Origin of the sequence: Blattabacterium cuenoti (assembly GCF_014252075.1) — a bacterium.
GTDB classification, from domain to species: Bacteria; Bacteroidota; Bacteroidia; order Flavobacteriales; family Blattabacteriaceae; genus Blattabacterium; species Blattabacterium cuenoti_AC.
Genome location: NZ_CP059209.1, coordinates 408,129 through 424,466, shown reverse-complemented (window position 1 = coordinate 424,466; position 16,338 = coordinate 408,129). Strand labels below are relative to the sequence as shown.

Genomic DNA, 16,338 nt, shown 5'->3' with positions numbered 1-16,338 from the left:
TTTTATTTTACTTCTTCATAATCTACATCTTGTACATTTTCATTTCCTTTATTGTTACTTTTTTTATCATTTTCTTTTTTGTCTGATTCACTATTATTTTTTTTTGTATAAAGTTCTTGAGAAGCATTAGTCCAAGCTTCATTCAGTTTTTTCATGTATTTATCAATAGAAACAAAATCTTTTTTAGAATGAGCTTTTTTTAATTCTTCTAACGAAATTTCTATATTCTTTCTATTATCTTCTGATAATTTATCTCCATAGTCTTTCAACTGTTTTTCAGATTGGAATATTTGATTATCAGCAGAATTTAATTTTTCTATTTCTTTTTTTATTTTATCATCTTTTTGAGAATTTTCTTCCGCTTCTCTTTTCATTTTTTCTATTTCTTCTTGATTCAACCCTGAAGAAGTTTCAATACGTATAGATTGTTCTTTCCCTGTCCCTTTATCTTTTGCAGATACATTAAGTATGCCGTTAGCGTCTATATCAAAAGTTACTTCTATTTGAGGGATTCCTCTAGGAGCTGGTGGAATATCAACTAAATCAAATCGACCTATCTCTTTATTATCATTAAACATTGGTCTTTCTCCTTGTCCAACACGTATAGTGACTGCTGATTGATTGTCAGAAGCTGTAGAAAAAGTTTCAGATTTTTTAGTAGGAATCGTTGTATTAGATTCAATAAGTTTCGTAAAGACACCTCCTAAGGTTTCAATTCCTAAAGATAAAGGAGTTACATCTAATAACAATACATTTTGTACATCTCCAGTTAAAACACCTCCTTGTATAGCAGCTCCAATAGCAACGACTTCATCTGGATTTACTCCTTTAGACGGTTTTTTTTTGAAAAATCTTTCTACTTCTTCTTGTACTTTAGGAATGCGAGTAGACCCACCTACTAAAATAACTTCGTCTATATCTTTAGTACTTAAATTTGCATCTTTTAAAGCTTTAGAACAAGGATTTATAGAACGTTGTATTAATTTTTCTGATAGTTGCTCAAATTTTGCTCTAGTTAAGGGAATAACTAGATGCTTAGGACCAGATCCAGTTGCTGTGATATATGGAAGATTGATTTCTGTTTGATTAGAAGAAGATAATTCTATTTTTGCTTTTTCAGAAGCTTCTTTTAAACGTTGTAAAGCCATAGGATCTTTTCTAAGATCCAACCCTTCTTTAGATTTAAATTCATTTGCAAGATGATCAATTATTACTTGATCGAAATCATCTCCACCTAAGTGAGTGTCCCCGTTTGTAGAAAGAACTTCAAAAACTCCATCTCCTAATTCCAAAATAGAAACATCAAAAGTTCCTCCTCCTAAATCATATACGACTATTTTTTTATTTTGATTGGTTTTGTCTAACCCATAAGCCAATGCCGCTGCAGTAGGTTCATTGATAATTCGTTCTACTTTTAATCCTGCTATTTCTCCTGCTTCTTTAGTAGCTTGTCTTTGCGCATCGTTGAAATAAGCTGGAACAGTGATTACTGCTCTATTAACTTCTTCTCCAAGATAATCTTCAGCTGTTTTTTTCATTTTTTGTAAAATCATTGCTGATATTTCCTGAGGAGCATACAATCTTTTTTCTATATCTACACGAGGCGTATTATTTCCTCCTTTTATGACTTTGTATGGGATATGTTTTAATTCTTCTGTAACTTCGGAATACATTCTTCCCATAAATCGTTTAATTGAAAAAATAGTTTTTTGTGGATTAGTAACCGCTTGTCTTTTTGCTGGATCTCCTATTTTTCTTTCTCCTCCATCTACAAAAGCAACTATAGATGGAGTAGTTCTTTTTCCTTCTGAATTAGGTATAACAATAGGATCATTAATTTCCATGACCGCAACACAAGAATTTGTTGTTCCTAAATCTATTCCTATAATTTTACTCATTTTTATTACGTTTTTTCATATTAATTAATCAACCAATAGCTCTCCAATCATTATGCCACAATGAAAATAAAACCCTTTACAAATAAAGGGAGAAGAATGTATGACAATAAAAAGCTTTTCAAAAAAATTCTTTTTATGACAAAAAGTCATTTTATGAATATTTTTAAAATTTCTTATATTACAGAAAATAAAAAATATGGATCCGTTAAGTTTAAAAACTACTTCGTCCAAAAAAAAATCGATAGTAAAGTCATGGGTAATAATGGACGCGACCAATCAAATTCTTGGGAGGTTTTCTTCTAGAATAGCTTCTATTATAATAGGAAAACATAAACCTTTTTTTTCTCCACATGTAGAGTGCGGAGATCATGTAGTTGTTATCAATTCTAATAATATTAGACTCACTGGAAAAAAATGGGATCAGAAAAAATATATCCGTTATACTGGATATCCTGGAGGAAAAAAAGTAACTCTTGTTAAGAATTTGTTTAATAAAGATTCAAGGAATTTGATATACAAAGCAGTAAAAGGAATGCTTCCTAAAAATCGTTTAGGTCGTTCAATTTTGAAAAATCTTCATGTATATCAGAAATCCATTCACAAACATGAAGCTCAAAAACCTATCTTATTTAAAGATAATTAAAAATTTATGATACATACTATAGGAAGAAGAAAAAGATCTCTTGCTCGTGTTTATTTGAAAATAGGGAATGGATTAATAACTATTAATTCCAAAAAATTGGATCAGTATTTTCCAAAATATGTTCACCAAAAAGTTTTATATCCTATTAAGATTATTGATAAGTTGGATCAATTTGATATGAATATAAAAGTTATTGGTGGAGGGTTTAATGGACAAGCAGAAGCAATTTGCCTTGCGATATCTCGTGCCCTTTGTCAATTTGATCTAAAACATAGAAGTAAATTAAAAGATAAAGGATTATTAACTCGCGATTCTAGAGAAGTTGAGAGAAAAAAATTTGGTCAAAAAAAAGCTAGAAAAAAATACCAATTTTCAAAACGTTAAAACATTATAAATAGAAAAAACTGAAAAATAAAAATGAAAATTAATACTCAAGATTTGTTGAAAGCTGGTGTTCATTTTGGACATATTGCACGAAAGTGGAATCCAAATATGCGTCCTTTTATTTTTATGAAAAAAAGGGGAATTCATATTATTGATTTATCAAAAACAATTTCTAAATTGGAAGAAGCTTGTAATGGATTAAAAAAAATAGCAACAACTGGAAAAAAAATATTGTTGGTAGGAACTAAAGCTCAGGCTAAAGAAAAAGTTTCTTCTTATGCGAAAAGTATAAATATGCCTTGTGTAACAGAAAGATGGTTAGGTGGATTGTTGACGAATTTCACAACCATTCGGAAATCTGTTAAAAAGATGAATGGTATAGAAAAAATGAAAAAGAATGGAACTTTTAACACTTTGTCCAAAAAAGAAAGACTATTAATTAATCGATTGCATGAAAAATTACATAAAAATTTAGGGAGTATTTCAAACATGAGTCATATACCAGGTGGTATTTTTTTAGTAGATCCAAATAAAGAAAAAATAGCATTGACAGAAGCTAAAAAATTGAGTATTCCCATATTTGCTATGGTAGATACAAACACGGATCCTAATGGAATTCATTATCCTATTCCTTCTAATGATGATTCATCCAAATCTATAAATATTATTTTGAAATTTGTGACAGAAGCCATAAAAAATGGAATTTTAATCAACAGAAATGAACGTGAAGAAAAAAATTATACAAATAAAAAACCATGAATATTTCTGTATCTCAAATTAATAAACTTAGAAAGTTGACAGGTGTTGGAATAATGGATTGCAAAAAAGCGTTAGTTGATTCCAACGGAAATATAGACGAAGCTACTCTTCTTTTAAGAAAAAAGGGAGAAAAAGTAGCAGTCAATCGATCATCCTTTCAAATGAAAGAAGGCGCTGTTGTTTCTTCTATAAGTTCTGATTATTCTTCTGGAACAATTATAGGTCTTAGTTGTGAAACAGATTTTCTATCTAAGAGTCACGAATTTTTAAGTTTTTTATCTATGTTATCTAAAAAATCTTTATCATGTCATACTAAAGAAGATTTTTTATCCAGTTTTTTTCATGAAGATAACAGTGTTCAAGAGATGATCGTCAATCATATGGGGCTCGTAGGTGAAAAATTAGAATTAAAAATTTTTGAAAAAATAGATTCTCCATTTGTCGCAGATTATACTCACAACAATCATAAAATTGCAACATTAGTTGGATTTTCTTCTAAAATAAATATATCTGTAGCTAGAAATATAGCAATGCATATTACAGCCATGAATCCTATAGCTGTAAATGAGGAAGAAATTCCAAATATACTCATGGAAAGAGAAATAGATATTATTAAAAATCAAGTTAAAAAAGAAATAAAATTAAAAAATACGGAAATAATGGAAAAAATCATCCAAGGAAAAATTAAAAAATTTGTTTTAAATAATACATTACTGAATCAGAAATTTATAAAGAACAATAAAATAAATATTCAGGAATATTTGAATGAATTTCACAATAATATAAAAATAAATCTTTTCAGAAGAGTGAGTATTTAATAATAATAATAATTGGATGAAAAAACTAATGTTAATAATTTTGGATGGTTGGGGAATTTCTTCTTCCATAAATTCTTCTGCTATAGAACAAGCTAATACTCCGTTTATTAATTATTGCTCAAATCACTTTCCTTTTAGCAAATTGGAAGCTTCAGGATCTTATGTAGGATTACCTAAAGGACAAATGGGAAATTCTGAAGTAGGTCACATAAGTTTAGGATCTGGACGAAAAGTTATTCAAAGTTTAGAAAAAATAAATATATCTATTGAAAGTGGTTTTTTCAGAAAAAAAGTCAGCGCTATTTTTGATAAAATTTGTCTATCAAAAAAAAGAATTCATTTCATTGGATTATTATCTGATGGAGGGGTGCATTCCCACATGAATCATCTTTTTATTTTACTTAAAGTAGCTTGTGAAAAAAAAATAAAAGATGTTTTTATACATGTTTTTACAGATGGTAGGGACTCTTCACCAAAAAAGAGTATTTTTTATATCAATGAACTAATAAAAAAAACTAAAAAATACGTTGGTAAATTATCTTCTGTTATTGGAAGATATTATTCAATGGATCGTGATCATAGATGGGAAAGAACTAAAAAAGCATATAATGCAATGGTTTATTCAAAAGGAATTTATACTAAAAATATTTTTTCTTCTATAGAAGAATCATATAAAAATGGAGTGACCGATGAGTTTCTCCCTCCTTTAATAATTACTGACAATGAAGGATCCCCTATTTCAAAAATAGAAGATGGAGATGTTGTTTTTTGTTTCAACTTTCGACCAGACCGTTCTAGACAAATAACAGAACTTTTTATTGGATATAATTCTTTTTTAGATATAAGAAAGATAAATTTATCTAATTATATATCTATGACTTGTTTTAATTCTAAATATAAAGATATTCATGTTCTTTTTGAAAAAGATTGTTTATCAGAAACATTAGGTGAAATTTTGGAAAAAGAAGGGAAAAAACAGATTCGTATAGCTGAAACAGAAAAATATCCGCATGTTACTTTCTTTTTCTCGGGAGGGAGAGAAGTCCCTTTTGATAAAGAAACTAGAATTCTATGTGAATCCCCTAAAGTCTCTACTTATGATTTAAAACCTGAGATGAGCGCAAAGAATATTGTGAAGAAAATTATTCCTGAATTAAAAAAAAAAAATTCAGATTTTATTTGCTTAAATTTTGCAAATCCAGATATGGTGGGGCATACTGGGAAAATGAAAGAGACAATAAAAGCTTGTGAATATGTTGATAAATGCACAAAACTTTGTTCTGAAGAAGCAATAAAAAATTCATATACAGTTGTTATAGTAGGAGATCATGGAAATGCAGATTACATGATTAACCCCGATGGAAGTCCTAATACAGCTCATACTACATCTTTAGTCCCCTTTATTCTTTTAGATCAAGACATTAAAAAACAAAATTCTTTATTGAAAGATAGAGGATCCTTATCAGATGTAGCTCCTACTATACTTCAATTAATGAAATTACCTATCCCTCATGTAATGAGTGGAACTTCTATTATTAGAAAATGTAGAAAAAAATAATTGTGTTTTGATACGTTTAAAAACGATAGAAGAAATAATATTAATCAAAAAGAGTGCCTTTTTGGCTTCTAAAACATTGGGAATGTTAGCTAAAGAAGTTAAACCTGGTGTAAATACTCTTTATTTAGATAAACTTGCAGAAAATTTTATTCGAGATCACGGTGGCAAACCAGCTTTTTTAGGATTGTATGACTTTCCAAATACTTTATGTGTTTCTCCAAATCATCAAGTAGTTCATGGAATCCCTAATAGAGAACCTTTGTCTGAAGGAGATATTCTATCTATAGATTGTGGCGTTTATATGAATGGATTCTATGGAGAACATGCTTATACTTTTGAAGTTGGAAATGTTTCTGCCGACATAAAAAAATTTCTTGATTGTTCTAAAAAATCTCTTTATATTGGAATCTCCAAATGTTTAACCGGAAATCATATTGGGGATATAGGTTTTTCTATACAATCTTACATTGAAAAATGTGGATACAATGTTGTAAAGGATCTTGTAGGTCATGGTATCGGGAAAAAAATGCATGAAGATCCTCAAGTTCCTAATTTTGGAAAAAAAGGAAAAGGTTTTCCATTAAAAAATGGATTGGTACTTTCTGTAGAACCTATGGTTAATTTAGGCTCTTCCGAAATTTTTTTTCATAAAGATCAATGGACTATTACTACTTTAGATGAAAAAATATCTTCTCATTATGAACATAACATCGCTATTGTAGATGGATCTCCTTGTTTACTTTCTACTTTTCGTTATATTTACAAAGAACTTAATGTTCAATCATTTGAAGAAACCCCTTTTCAAAACAAAAAAATTAATATTGATAATTTTTAATGTTAATTTATTGATTTAGTTGTATTTTTTTATTAAATAGCATAATTTGCGTTCTAAATATAGAATATGCCTACTATACAACAATTAATTAGAAAAGGTCGTACTTCTGTTTCCAAAAAAAGGAAATCAATTGCATTGGAATTTTGTCCTCAAAAAAGAGGAGTTTGTACTAGGGTTTACACTACAACTCCAAAAAAACCAAATTCAGCTATGCGAAAAGTGGCTCGTGTTCGTTTTACAAATGGAAGAGAAGTTATTAGTTATATAACAGGAGAAGGCCATAATCTTCAAGAACATTCAATCGTATTAGTTAAAGGGGGGAGAGTGAAAGATTTACCAGGAGTAAAGTACAAAATCGTTCGAGGTGCTCGTGATACAGCTGGAGTGAGTGGAAGAAAAAAAAGTAGAAGTAAATATGGAGCTAAATTAGCTAAAAAAGATTGAGTTAATGAGAAAAGTAAAAAAGAAAGAGAAAGTATATTTTCCAGATCCAAAATTCAACGATCCACTTGTTACACGTTTTGTCAATCATTTAATGAAAAATGGAAAAAAAAACGTGGCATATAGAATATTTTATAATGCTATGAAAAAAATAGATTTAATAAAAGAAAAAGAAGAAAAATCAGCATTAGAAATATGTAAAAATGGATTAAAAAATGTAATGCCTCATGTTGAAGTAAGAACTCGTCGCATGGGGGGGTCTAATATTCAGATTCCTGTTCCTATTTCTTCTAATAGTAAAATGACAAAAGCAATAAAATTGTTGATATCTTGCGCTTCTATTAGAAACGAAAAGACTATGGCAAATAAGTTAGCTTCTGAAATATGGGATGCTTTTCAAGAACAAGGAGAAGCTATTAAAAGAAAAGAAAACATTCACAAAATGGCTGAATCCAATAAAGCTTTTTCGCATTTTAGATTTTAGTTTTTTATTATGGAAAAAGACTTAAAATACACAAGAAATATAGGAATTGCAGCACATATTGATGCAGGAAAAACAACTACCACAGAAAGAATTTTATTTTATACAGGAATAAATCATAAAATAGGAGAAGTTCATGATGGAGCAGCCACTATGGATTGGATGCAGCAAGAACAAGAACGTGGAATAACTATAACTTCTGCAGCTACATGTTGCGAATGGATATATAATAATAAAAAATATCAGATTAATATTATAGATACCCCAGGTCATGTAGATTTTACTGTAGAAGTAGAACGATCAATGAGAGTTTTAGATGGAATGGTAGTTTTATTTAGTGCAGTTGATGGTGTTGAACCTCAATCTGAAACTGTATGGAGACAAGCAGATAAATACGGAATCCCTAGGATAGCTTTTGTTAATAAAATGGATAGACAAGGTGCTGATTTTTTTAATGTTTGTTCTCAAATAAAAAAAATTTTAGGAGCCAGTTCAGTCCCATTGCAACTTCCTATTGGAAGTGGAGATAATTTTATAGGAGTGGTAGATTTAATAACGAATAAGGCTATAATATGGGATGAAAAAAATTATGGAATGACGTATAAAAATCATCCTATTCCAGAAGAAATGAAAAATATAGTCAATGATTACCATAATCAACTTATTGAAACTTTATCCGAACATGATGATGTTATAATGGAAAAGTTTTTGTACAATAATTATCCTATATCAGAGGACGATATTATTCATTCTTTGCAGAAGAATACAATAAAAATGAAAGTAATTCCTATTCTATGTGGTTCTTCTTTTAAAAACAAAGGAGTCCAAGCTATATTAGATGCTATATGCAGATATTTGCCTTCTCCTTTAGAAGTTAAAGATATAGTGGGCATACACCCTATCAGTGAAAAAAAAGAGATAAGAAAACCCAATGAAAATGAACCTTTTTCTGCTTTAGCTTTCAAAATAGCAAGTGATCCTTTTGTAGGCCGTTTAGCTTTTTTCAGAGTTTATTCTGGAAAAATTAAATCTGGATCTTACAGTTTTAATGCAAGATCTGGAAATAAAGAACGTATTTCTAGAATATATCAAATGCATGCAAACAAACAAAATCCAATAGAAAAAATTGGAGCTGGGGATATAGCAGCGGTAGTTGGTTTTAAAGATATTAAAACAGGTGATACTTTATGTGATGAAAAACATCCAATTTTATTAGAAAATATATTGTTTCCTGATCCAGTTATAGGTTTAGCTATTGAACCTAAATTTAAATCTGATATTGATAAAATGACTTTAGCTTTATCTAAATTAATGGAGGAAGATCCTACTTTTCAAGTTAGGACGGATGATTATACAGGTCAAACTATTATTTCTGGAATGGGAGAACTCCATTTGGAAATTATTGTAGATCGTATGAAGAGAGAATTCAAAGTTGAAGTGAATCAAGGAAAACCTAAAGTAGAGTATAAAGAAGCTTTAACAAATTTGGTAGAACATAGAGAAATTTATAAGAAACAAACAGGTGGTAGGGGAAAGTATGCAGATATATTATTTAAATTAGAACCTGGAGATATAGGAAAATCTGGATTGATATTTATCAATAAAATAAAAGGAGGAAGCATTCCAAAAGAATACATCCCTTCCATAGAAAAAGGATGTAAAGAAATGATGAAAAATGGGCCTTTATCTGGATATGAAATAGATAGCGCTAAAGTAACTATTCTGGATGGTTCTTATCATTCTGTTGATTCTGATCAACTTTCTTTTGAAATAGCAGGAAAATTAGGTTTTAAAGAAGCCGCTAAAAAATCTAATCCTGTTTTATTAGAACCAATTATGAAATTAGAAGTAATTGTTCCAGAAGAAAACATGGGTGAAGTAATAGGAGATTTAAATCGTAGAAGAGGAATAGTTCAAAATATGAGTACAAAAAATAATGTAAAGATAATTCAATCTTTGGTTCCATTATCTGAAATGTTTGGATATGTAACAGTTTTACGAACACTTTCTTCCGGAAGAGGAACTTCTGTAATGGAATTTTCTCACTATGATACGGTTCCTTCCAATGTAATCAATGGTATTATTATAGAAACCCGTAATAAAAAAGAAAAAAAATAAGAGATATGGGGCATGATATAAAAATTAAATTAAAATCTTATGATTATAATTTGTTAGATAAATCAGCTGAAAGAATTGTTAATTCAGTCCTTCCTACGGGAGTTGTATTGAATGGACCCGTTCCTTTACCTACTGAAAAAAAAATATTTACAGTATTACGTTCTCCACATGTAAATAAAAAATCAAGAGAACAATTCTTTCTTCCTACTCATAAAAGACTTTTACAAATTCATAATGCCTCATCCAAAACAGTAGATGCATTAATGAAATTAGAGTTGCCTAGTGGAGTTGAAGCGGAAATAAAAGTGTAAGAAATGTCTGGATTAATAGTAAAAAATATAGGAATGACAAGCATCTTCTTGGAAGATGGGAAAAGAGTTCCTTGTACTGTTGTAAAAGCAGACCCTTGTTATGTTGTTCAAATAAAAACAATAGAAAATGATGGCTATTTTTCTGTTCAACTTGGAATTGATGAAAAAAAAATGAAAAAAACTAATAAACCTTTATTCGGTCATTTTAAAAAAGCTGGATTATCTCCGAAAAAAAAACTATTAGAATTTAAAGAGAATTCAGTTTCTCATTTTAATTTAGGAAGCAAAATAAGCATAGACCTTTTTAAAGAAGGAGAATTAGTTAGTATAAAAGGAATTTCTAAAGGAAAGGGATTTCAAGGAGTGGTTAAAAGACATAATTTTTCAGGAGTAGGAGAAAGAACTCATGGGCAACACAATAGATTAAGGTCTCCTGGATCAATAGGAGCGGGATCTGACCCTTCTCGTGTTTTTAAAGGTAAAAAAATGGCCGGAAAAATGGGAAAAAGAAATGTAACTATTAAAAACCTAAAAATATTAAAAATAGATACCCATCAAAATTTGATAATTTTGAAAGGATCAGTTCCAGGAAATAAAAATTCATATTTGATGATTAATAAAAAAAAATGGAATTAAAAATTCTAGATATAAAGGGAAATTTCACTGATAAAAAAGTGGAATTTAATGAAAAAATTTTTTCAAAAAAATCTTACGATCATTCTATATATTTAGAAGTAAAAAGATATTTGTCATCCCAACGTCAAGGGACACATAAATCTAAAGAAAGAGGAGAGTTATCTGGTAGTAATAGAAAATTACATAGACAAAAAGGGACCGGTGGTTCTAGAAAAGGAAACATTAAGAATCCTATTTTTAGAGGAGGAGGAAGAGTATTTGGTCCAAAACCCAGAAAATATTTAATTAAATTAAATAAAAGCACCAAAAATAAGGTAAAAAAGTTCATTATTGAACAAAAATTAATACAAAACAAAATCAAAATTATAGAAAATATTAAACTGAATATTCCAAAAACTAAATTTGTTTTAGAATTATTAAAATCACTACAGTTAAAAGATAAAAAATTATTAATGGTTCTTGGAGAAAAAAATAAAAATTTATATTTGTCTTCTCGGAATTTAGATAATTTTAAATTATTAAATGTGAATGAACTGGATTGTTTTTCCCTATTAAATTTTCCAAATGTCATTCTCTCTGAGAATTCAATAAAAAAAATTCACGAGTTTTTATCTATATAAATTTATGGATTATGATTTTGATTAAGCCTTTTTTTACAGAAAAGTTTACTAAAAACAATAATAGTTATATTTTATCTGTAGATATTAATTGTAATAAAATTCAAATCAAGAAAAAAATTCAAAAAAAATTTGGGGTTTCTGTAAAAAATGTTAGAACTATGATCTATCCTAGAAAGGATAAATCTAAATATACTAAAAAAGGATTTCTTTATGGAAAAACCAATAGAATAAAAAAAGCTGTTATTCAACTTAAAGAAAATCAAAAAATTGATTTTTTTAATAAAAAAGAAGTCTAGTGTCAATTAGAAAGTTAAAACCTATTACACCTGGTCAACGTTTCAGAATAAAAAATCGTTTTGATCAAGTAACAAATAATAATCCTGAAAAAACCTTAGTTAAAGGAAAATGCAAATCTGGAGGAAGAAATAATACTGGAAGAATGACCATGCGTTATATTGGAGGTGGGCATAAAAAAAAGTATAGAATAATAGATTTTAAAAGAAGAAAATTTGGAATACCTGCGGTAATAAAATCTATAGAATATGATCCGAATAGATCTTCTTTAATTGCTTTACTTCATTACAAAGATGGAGAAAAAAGATACATTGTAGCTATAGATGGATTAAAAATAGGTCAAGAAGTTATTTCTGGAAAAAAAATCCCTTTTCATATGGGGAATTCTACTTTTTTGAGTGAGATCCCGTTAGGAACTAATGTCTCTTGTATAGAACTTAGACCTGGTCAGGGAGCAAAAATAGCAAGAAGTGCAGGTTCTTTTGCTCAATTATTTGCAAAAGATGAAAAATATGTTACAATTAAACTTCCTTCTGGAGAAATGAGAATGATTATGAAGACTTGCATGGCAACCATTGGAGTTGTCTCTAACACGGATCATCAGTTAGAAACATATGGAAAAGCAGGAAAAAAAAGACATTTTGGAAAAAGACCTAGAACTAGAGGAGTGGCAATGAATCCTGTAGATCATCCAATGGGAGGTGGAGAAGGAAAATCCTCTGGAGGAATCCCTAGAAGCAGAAAAGGATTACCTTCTAAAGGATTTAGAACTCGTTCTAAAAAAAAATATTCTAACAAATATATTTTACAAAGGAGAAAAAAATAAATTTTTATCATGGCAAGATCTTTAAAAAAAGGCCCGTATGTATCAATAAAATTGCAAAAAAAAGTATTAAAAAATCTGAAGTTAGAAAAAAAAACTATTATTAAAACTTGGTCTAGACCATCGACTATTTTACCAGATTTCGTTGGACAAACATTCGCTGTTCATAATGGAAAACAATTTGTAAATGTATATGTTACTGAAAATATGATTGGACATAAATTGGGTGAATTTGCTCCTACTCGCACTTTTAGAGGGCATTCTGGTTCCAAGAATAAATTGAAAGGAAAAAATTAAAACCACAATGAAACAAGAAACTAGTGTAGTTTCAGCTTCTTTGAATGGAGTTAGGACATCTCCAAGAAAAATGAGATTAATAGCAAATTTAATTCGAAATAAAGAAATCCAAATAGCTTTGGATATATTAACATATAGTCATAAAAGAAGAATATCTCTTCTTTTTAAGAAATTACTTCTTTCTTTATTATCTAATTGGAAAAAAAAATATGATGAATCTTATTCTGAAAAAGAGTATTTGTTATATATAAAGGAAATTAGAGTCAATCAAGGAAAAACCTTAAAAAGGATACGTCCTGTTCCTCAAGGAAGAGGTCATAGAATTAGAAAAAGGTCAAGTAACGTTCTCGTTTTTTTAGAAAAAAAAAAAGAAATGTAATATATGGGACAAAAAACAAATCCAATAGTTAACCGTCTTGGAATCATTATGGGCTGGCAATCTAGCTGGTGTAATAATTATAAAGATAGAATACAGGAGGATTTTAAAGTAAGAAGATATATAGAAGCTAGATTACCAAAAGGTATAGTTTCTCGTATTTTCATTGAAAGAACTTTGAAATTTATTACTATCACTATTCGTACATCACGACCAGCTCTTGTTATAGGAAAAGGAGGAGATGAAGTAGATACAATTAGGAAAGAATTAAAAAAACTTACTAAAAAAGAAGTTCAAATTAATATATCTGAAGTTAAACGTCCTGAATTAGATGCTCCATTAGTATCTAAAGGTTTAGTTAGACAATTAGAAAATAGAATTTCTTATAAAAAAGTAATTAAGTTATCTATTTTTTCTGCTATGAGAATGAATGCTCAAGGAATAAGAATTCAGATTTCAGGTAGACTTAATGGATCAGAAATGGCTAGATGTGAAATCTATAAAGAAGGGAGAATTTCTCTCGGAACTTTTCGTGCTGATGTAGATTATCATATGGCAGTAGCTCATACTGTTTATGGAAGTATAGGGATTAAAGTATGGATTATGAAAGGAGAGGTCTATGGAAAAAGAGAATTATCTCCTTTATTAGGAGGAATACAAAAAAAACAAAGAGCAAATAAAACCTTTCACAGGAAAAAAAAATAGGACATATTTTTACCATGTTACAACCAAAAAAAACAAAATACAAAAAAAAACAAAAAGGAAGGATTCGTGGAAATTCCAAGAAAGGGATTTTTCTTTCTAGAGGGTTATATGGAATAAAAGCTTTAGAAGGAGGCTGGATCACTTCGAAACAGTTAGAAGCTGCACGAGTAGCTGCTACTAGACATATGAAAAGAGAAGGAAAATTATGGATTAATATATTTCCAGACAAACCTGCTACTAAGAAACCTCAAGAAGTACGTATGGGAAAAGGAAAAGGACCTGTTGAATATTGGGTCTCTGTAGTGAAACCTGGAAGAATTTTGTTCGAAATCGATGGGGTGGAAATGAATGAGGCTAAAGAAGCTTTAAGATTAGCTTCTCAAAAGCTTCCTATTAAAATGAAATTTATTTTTTCTAATGAAATTAAATTATGAAAGATTTAGATATAAAAACTTTATCAATTGATGATTTAATTCAAAAAATTGAAGTTCATAAAAATAATTATCAAAATATAAAATTTTACAATTCTGTAGAAATGAATAAAAATCCTATGATTATTAGAATTATTAGGAAAAAAATTGCTAGATTGAAAACAGAATTAAACAAGAAAATAAATGATAATAGAGCATAAAAAATCCATTATTCGTAATAAAAGGAAACAAAGACAAGGAACTGTTATAAGTGATAATATGGATAAAACTATTGTAGTCTCTGAAGTAAAAAAAATGAAACACAGATATTATGGTAAAAGTATTATAAAGAAAAAAAAATATATGGTTCATGATGAGAAAAATGTTTCTAAAAATGGAGACAAAGTTAGTATTATGGAAATTCGTCCTATAAGTAGAAAAAAATGTTGGAGATTAGTATCCATATTGGAGAAATCCAAATAATATTTGTATGTTACAACAAGAGTCTATTTGTAAAGTATCGGATAATACAGGGGCTAAAGAAGCTTTGATTATTAGAGTACTAGGAGGAACAAAAAAAAGATATGCTTCTCTAGGAGATTCTATAGTTGTTACTATAAAAGCATCTGTTTCCGGAGGAAGTACAGTAAAAAAAGGTCAAGTATCTAAGGCTGTGGTTATTAGAACAAAAAATAAAACAAGGAGAAAAGATGGATCTTACATAAGTTTTGATGATAATGCTTGTGTATTAATTAATGCTTCTGGAGAAATGATAGGAACAAGGGTTTTTGGTCCTGTAGCAAGAGAACTTAGAGAAAAAGAATATATGAAAATAATATCTTTAGCACAAGAAGTTTTGTAATATATTATGAAAAAAATAAAAAAAGAAGACAAAGTCTTGGTTTTATCAGGAAATTATAAAGGTAGTCAAGGTGTTGTTTTAAGAGTTTTTCCCAAAAAAAATAAAGCTATTGTACATAATTTAAATATGGTAAAGAGACACTCAAAACCTAGTTTGAAAAACCCTAAAGGAGAAATTAAAAAGAAAGAAGCTCCAATTCATATATCCAACTTACAAAAAGTTAAAGAAAAAGAATGATTTATCAATCTAGGTTGCAAGAATTGTATAAAAAAGAAATACTTTCGAAGTTAATCAAAAAGTTTGGATACAAATCTATTATGGAGGTTCCTAAATTAAAAAAAATAGTGGTTCATCAAGGAATTGGTTTATCTGTTGTAGATAAAAAAATAATAGATTTTTCTATAAAAGAGATAACAGATATAACAGGACAAAAAGCTATTTTTTGTTATTCTAAACATGATGAATCTGGCTTTAAGCTCAGAAAGGGAATGCCTATAGGAGTAAAAGTTACTTTACGAAAAGTAAAAATGTTTGAATTTTTAGAAAGACTTATTGTTGTTTATTTACCTAGAGTAAGAGATTTTAATGGGGTAAAAAAGAGTAGTTTCGATGGTCATGGAAATTATAATATGGGAATTACAGAACAAGTGATTTATCCTGAAATAAATATTGATAAAATTAAAAAAAATATGGGAATGAATATTACATTTGTAACTTCTTCTAAAAATGATGCAGGAGCTAAAAGTCTTTTATCTTTTTTTGGAATCCCTTTTAATAACAAATAAAAATGTCTAAAGAATCAGTCAAAGCAAGACAAAGGAAAAGAGAAAAAATGGTAATGAAATACGCAAATAAAAGAAAAATTCTAAAAAAATCAAAAAATTATGAACTTTTGCAAAAGTTACCTAAAGATGCTTCTCCTGTTCGTTTAAGAAATAGATGTTCTATTACTGGAAGAAGCAGAGGTTATATGCGTTTGTTTGGTGTTTCTCGTATTGTTTTTAGGAATTTAGTTTCTCAGGGACTAATCCCTGGAGTCAAGAAAGCTAGTTGGTAGATTAAAAATATA

25 protein-coding genes are annotated in these 16,338 nt (G+C 28.8%); 24 read left to right on the top strand and 1 reads right to left on the bottom strand.

Annotated elements, in window-relative coordinates:
* Positions 1 to 2: 2 nt before the first annotated feature.
* A complete protein-coding gene (gene dnaK / locus H0H47_RS02080) occupies positions 3 to 1,898 on the bottom strand; it encodes a molecular chaperone DnaK (RefSeq protein ID WP_185865842.1) in 1,896 nt (631 codons plus the stop codon).
* A 196-nt stretch (positions 1,899 to 2,094) separates the two neighbouring features.
* Between dnaK and rplM the strand changes: the two genes are divergently transcribed.
* The 24 genes from rplM to rpsN all read left to right on the top strand — a co-directional run bounded on the left by rplM (position 2,095) and on the right by rpsN (position 16,326).
* Positions 2,095 to 2,541 (top strand): 50S ribosomal protein L13, encoded by a 447-nt coding sequence (gene rplM, locus H0H47_RS02075; RefSeq protein WP_185865841.1) that lies wholly within the window; start codon positions 2,095 to 2,097, stop codon positions 2,539 to 2,541.
* Between the two features lie 6 nt (positions 2,542 to 2,547).
* Positions 2,548 to 2,925, top strand: coding sequence for a 30S ribosomal protein S9 (rpsI, locus tag H0H47_RS02070; RefSeq protein ID WP_185865840.1), 378 nt, complete (start codon positions 2,548 to 2,550; stop codon positions 2,923 to 2,925).
* Positions 2,926 to 2,958: 33 nt separating this feature from the next.
* Positions 2,959 to 3,684 carry a 30S ribosomal protein S2 gene (gene rpsB / locus H0H47_RS02065; protein ID WP_185865839.1) on the top strand — a complete coding sequence of 242 codons (726 nt, stop codon included), beginning with the start codon at positions 2,959 to 2,961 and terminating at the stop codon, positions 3,682 to 3,684.
* Positions 3,681 to 4,502 carry a translation elongation factor Ts gene (gene tsf, locus H0H47_RS02060; protein ID WP_185865838.1) on the top strand — a complete coding sequence of 274 codons (822 nt, stop codon included), beginning with the start codon at positions 3,681 to 3,683 and terminating at the stop codon, positions 4,500 to 4,502. Before rpsB ends, tsf begins: the two co-directional genes overlap by 4 nt.
* A gap of 16 nt (positions 4,503 to 4,518) precedes the next feature.
* Positions 4,519 to 6,060 carry a 2,3-bisphosphoglycerate-independent phosphoglycerate mutase gene (gene gpmI / locus H0H47_RS02055; protein ID WP_185865837.1) on the top strand — a complete coding sequence of 514 codons (1,542 nt, stop codon included), beginning with the start codon at positions 4,519 to 4,521 and terminating at the stop codon, positions 6,058 to 6,060.
* A 7-nt stretch (positions 6,061 to 6,067) separates the two neighbouring features.
* Positions 6,068 to 6,895 carry a type I methionyl aminopeptidase gene (gene map, locus H0H47_RS02050; RefSeq protein ID WP_185865836.1) on the top strand — a complete coding sequence of 276 codons (828 nt, stop codon included), beginning with the start codon at positions 6,068 to 6,070 and terminating at the stop codon, positions 6,893 to 6,895.
* Positions 6,896 to 6,961: 66 nt separating this feature from the next.
* Positions 6,962 to 7,339 carry a 30S ribosomal protein S12 gene (rpsL, locus tag H0H47_RS02045; protein ID WP_185865835.1) on the top strand — a complete coding sequence of 126 codons (378 nt, stop codon included), beginning with the start codon at positions 6,962 to 6,964 and terminating at the stop codon, positions 7,337 to 7,339.
* A 4-nt stretch (positions 7,340 to 7,343) separates the two neighbouring features.
* Positions 7,344 to 7,820: a 30S ribosomal protein S7 gene (gene rpsG, locus H0H47_RS02040; RefSeq protein WP_185865834.1), complete on the top strand. Its 477-nt coding sequence runs from the start codon at positions 7,344 to 7,346 to the stop codon at positions 7,818 to 7,820.
* 9 nt (positions 7,821 to 7,829) lie between these two features.
* Entirely contained in the window at positions 7,830 to 9,935 is a 2,106-nt protein-coding gene (gene fusA / locus H0H47_RS02035; protein WP_185865833.1) for an elongation factor G, read from the top strand.
* Between the two features lie 5 nt (positions 9,936 to 9,940).
* A complete protein-coding gene (rpsJ, locus tag H0H47_RS02030) occupies positions 9,941 to 10,246 on the top strand; it encodes a 30S ribosomal protein S10 (RefSeq protein WP_012840772.1) in 306 nt (101 codons plus the stop codon).
* A gap of 3 nt (positions 10,247 to 10,249) precedes the next feature.
* Positions 10,250 to 10,882, top strand: coding sequence for a 50S ribosomal protein L3 (rplC, locus tag H0H47_RS02025; RefSeq protein WP_185865832.1), 633 nt, complete (start codon positions 10,250 to 10,252; stop codon positions 10,880 to 10,882).
* Positions 10,873 to 11,502: a 50S ribosomal protein L4 gene (gene rplD / locus H0H47_RS02020; RefSeq protein ID WP_185865831.1), complete on the top strand. Its 630-nt coding sequence runs from the start codon at positions 10,873 to 10,875 to the stop codon at positions 11,500 to 11,502. Before rplC ends, rplD begins: the two co-directional genes overlap by 10 nt.
* 11 nt (positions 11,503 to 11,513) lie before the next feature.
* Entirely contained in the window at positions 11,514 to 11,798 is a 285-nt protein-coding gene (gene rplW, locus H0H47_RS02015) for a 50S ribosomal protein L23 (RefSeq protein WP_185865830.1), read from the top strand.
* Positions 11,798 to 12,622 carry a 50S ribosomal protein L2 gene (gene rplB, locus H0H47_RS02010; protein ID WP_185865829.1) on the top strand — a complete coding sequence of 275 codons (825 nt, stop codon included), beginning with the start codon at positions 11,798 to 11,800 and terminating at the stop codon, positions 12,620 to 12,622. Before rplW ends, rplB begins: the two co-directional genes overlap by 1 nt.
* A gap of 9 nt (positions 12,623 to 12,631) precedes the next feature.
* Positions 12,632 to 12,916, top strand: a complete 285-nt coding sequence (gene rpsS, locus H0H47_RS02005) for a 30S ribosomal protein S19 (protein ID WP_185865828.1) — start codon at positions 12,632 to 12,634, stop codon at positions 12,914 to 12,916.
* 7 nt (positions 12,917 to 12,923) lie between these two features.
* Entirely contained in the window at positions 12,924 to 13,295 is a 372-nt protein-coding gene (locus tag H0H47_RS02000; RefSeq protein ID WP_185865827.1) for a large ribosomal subunit protein uL22, read from the top strand.
* A gap of 3 nt (positions 13,296 to 13,298) precedes the next feature.
* Positions 13,299 to 13,997 (top strand): 30S ribosomal protein S3, encoded by a 699-nt coding sequence (rpsC, locus tag H0H47_RS01995; RefSeq protein ID WP_185865826.1) that lies wholly within the window; start codon positions 13,299 to 13,301, stop codon positions 13,995 to 13,997.
* Between the two features lie 14 nt (positions 13,998 to 14,011).
* Positions 14,012 to 14,431: a 50S ribosomal protein L16 gene (gene rplP, locus H0H47_RS01990; protein ID WP_185865825.1), complete on the top strand. Its 420-nt coding sequence runs from the start codon at positions 14,012 to 14,014 to the stop codon at positions 14,429 to 14,431.
* Positions 14,428 to 14,628, top strand: a complete 201-nt coding sequence (gene rpmC, locus H0H47_RS01985) for a 50S ribosomal protein L29 (RefSeq protein ID WP_185865824.1) — start codon at positions 14,428 to 14,430, stop codon at positions 14,626 to 14,628. Before rplP ends, rpmC begins: the two co-directional genes overlap by 4 nt.
* Positions 14,612 to 14,890, top strand: coding sequence for a 30S ribosomal protein S17 (gene rpsQ, locus H0H47_RS01980; protein ID WP_185865823.1), 279 nt, complete (start codon positions 14,612 to 14,614; stop codon positions 14,888 to 14,890). The genes rpmC and rpsQ overlap by 17 nt, the downstream gene beginning before the upstream one ends.
* A gap of 7 nt (positions 14,891 to 14,897) precedes the next feature.
* Entirely contained in the window at positions 14,898 to 15,269 is a 372-nt protein-coding gene (gene rplN, locus H0H47_RS01975; protein WP_185865822.1) for a 50S ribosomal protein L14, read from the top strand.
* A gap of 6 nt (positions 15,270 to 15,275) precedes the next feature.
* Positions 15,276 to 15,506 carry a 50S ribosomal protein L24 gene (rplX, locus tag H0H47_RS01970; protein WP_185865821.1) on the top strand — a complete coding sequence of 77 codons (231 nt, stop codon included), beginning with the start codon at positions 15,276 to 15,278 and terminating at the stop codon, positions 15,504 to 15,506.
* Positions 15,503 to 16,054, top strand: a complete 552-nt coding sequence (gene rplE, locus H0H47_RS01965) for a 50S ribosomal protein L5 (protein ID WP_185865820.1) — start codon at positions 15,503 to 15,505, stop codon at positions 16,052 to 16,054. The genes rplX and rplE overlap by 4 nt, the downstream gene beginning before the upstream one ends.
* 2 nt (positions 16,055 to 16,056) lie before the next feature.
* A complete protein-coding gene (gene rpsN, locus H0H47_RS01960) occupies positions 16,057 to 16,326 on the top strand; it encodes a 30S ribosomal protein S14 (protein ID WP_185865819.1) in 270 nt (89 codons plus the stop codon).
* The last annotated feature ends 12 nt before the right edge of the window (positions 16,327 to 16,338 follow it).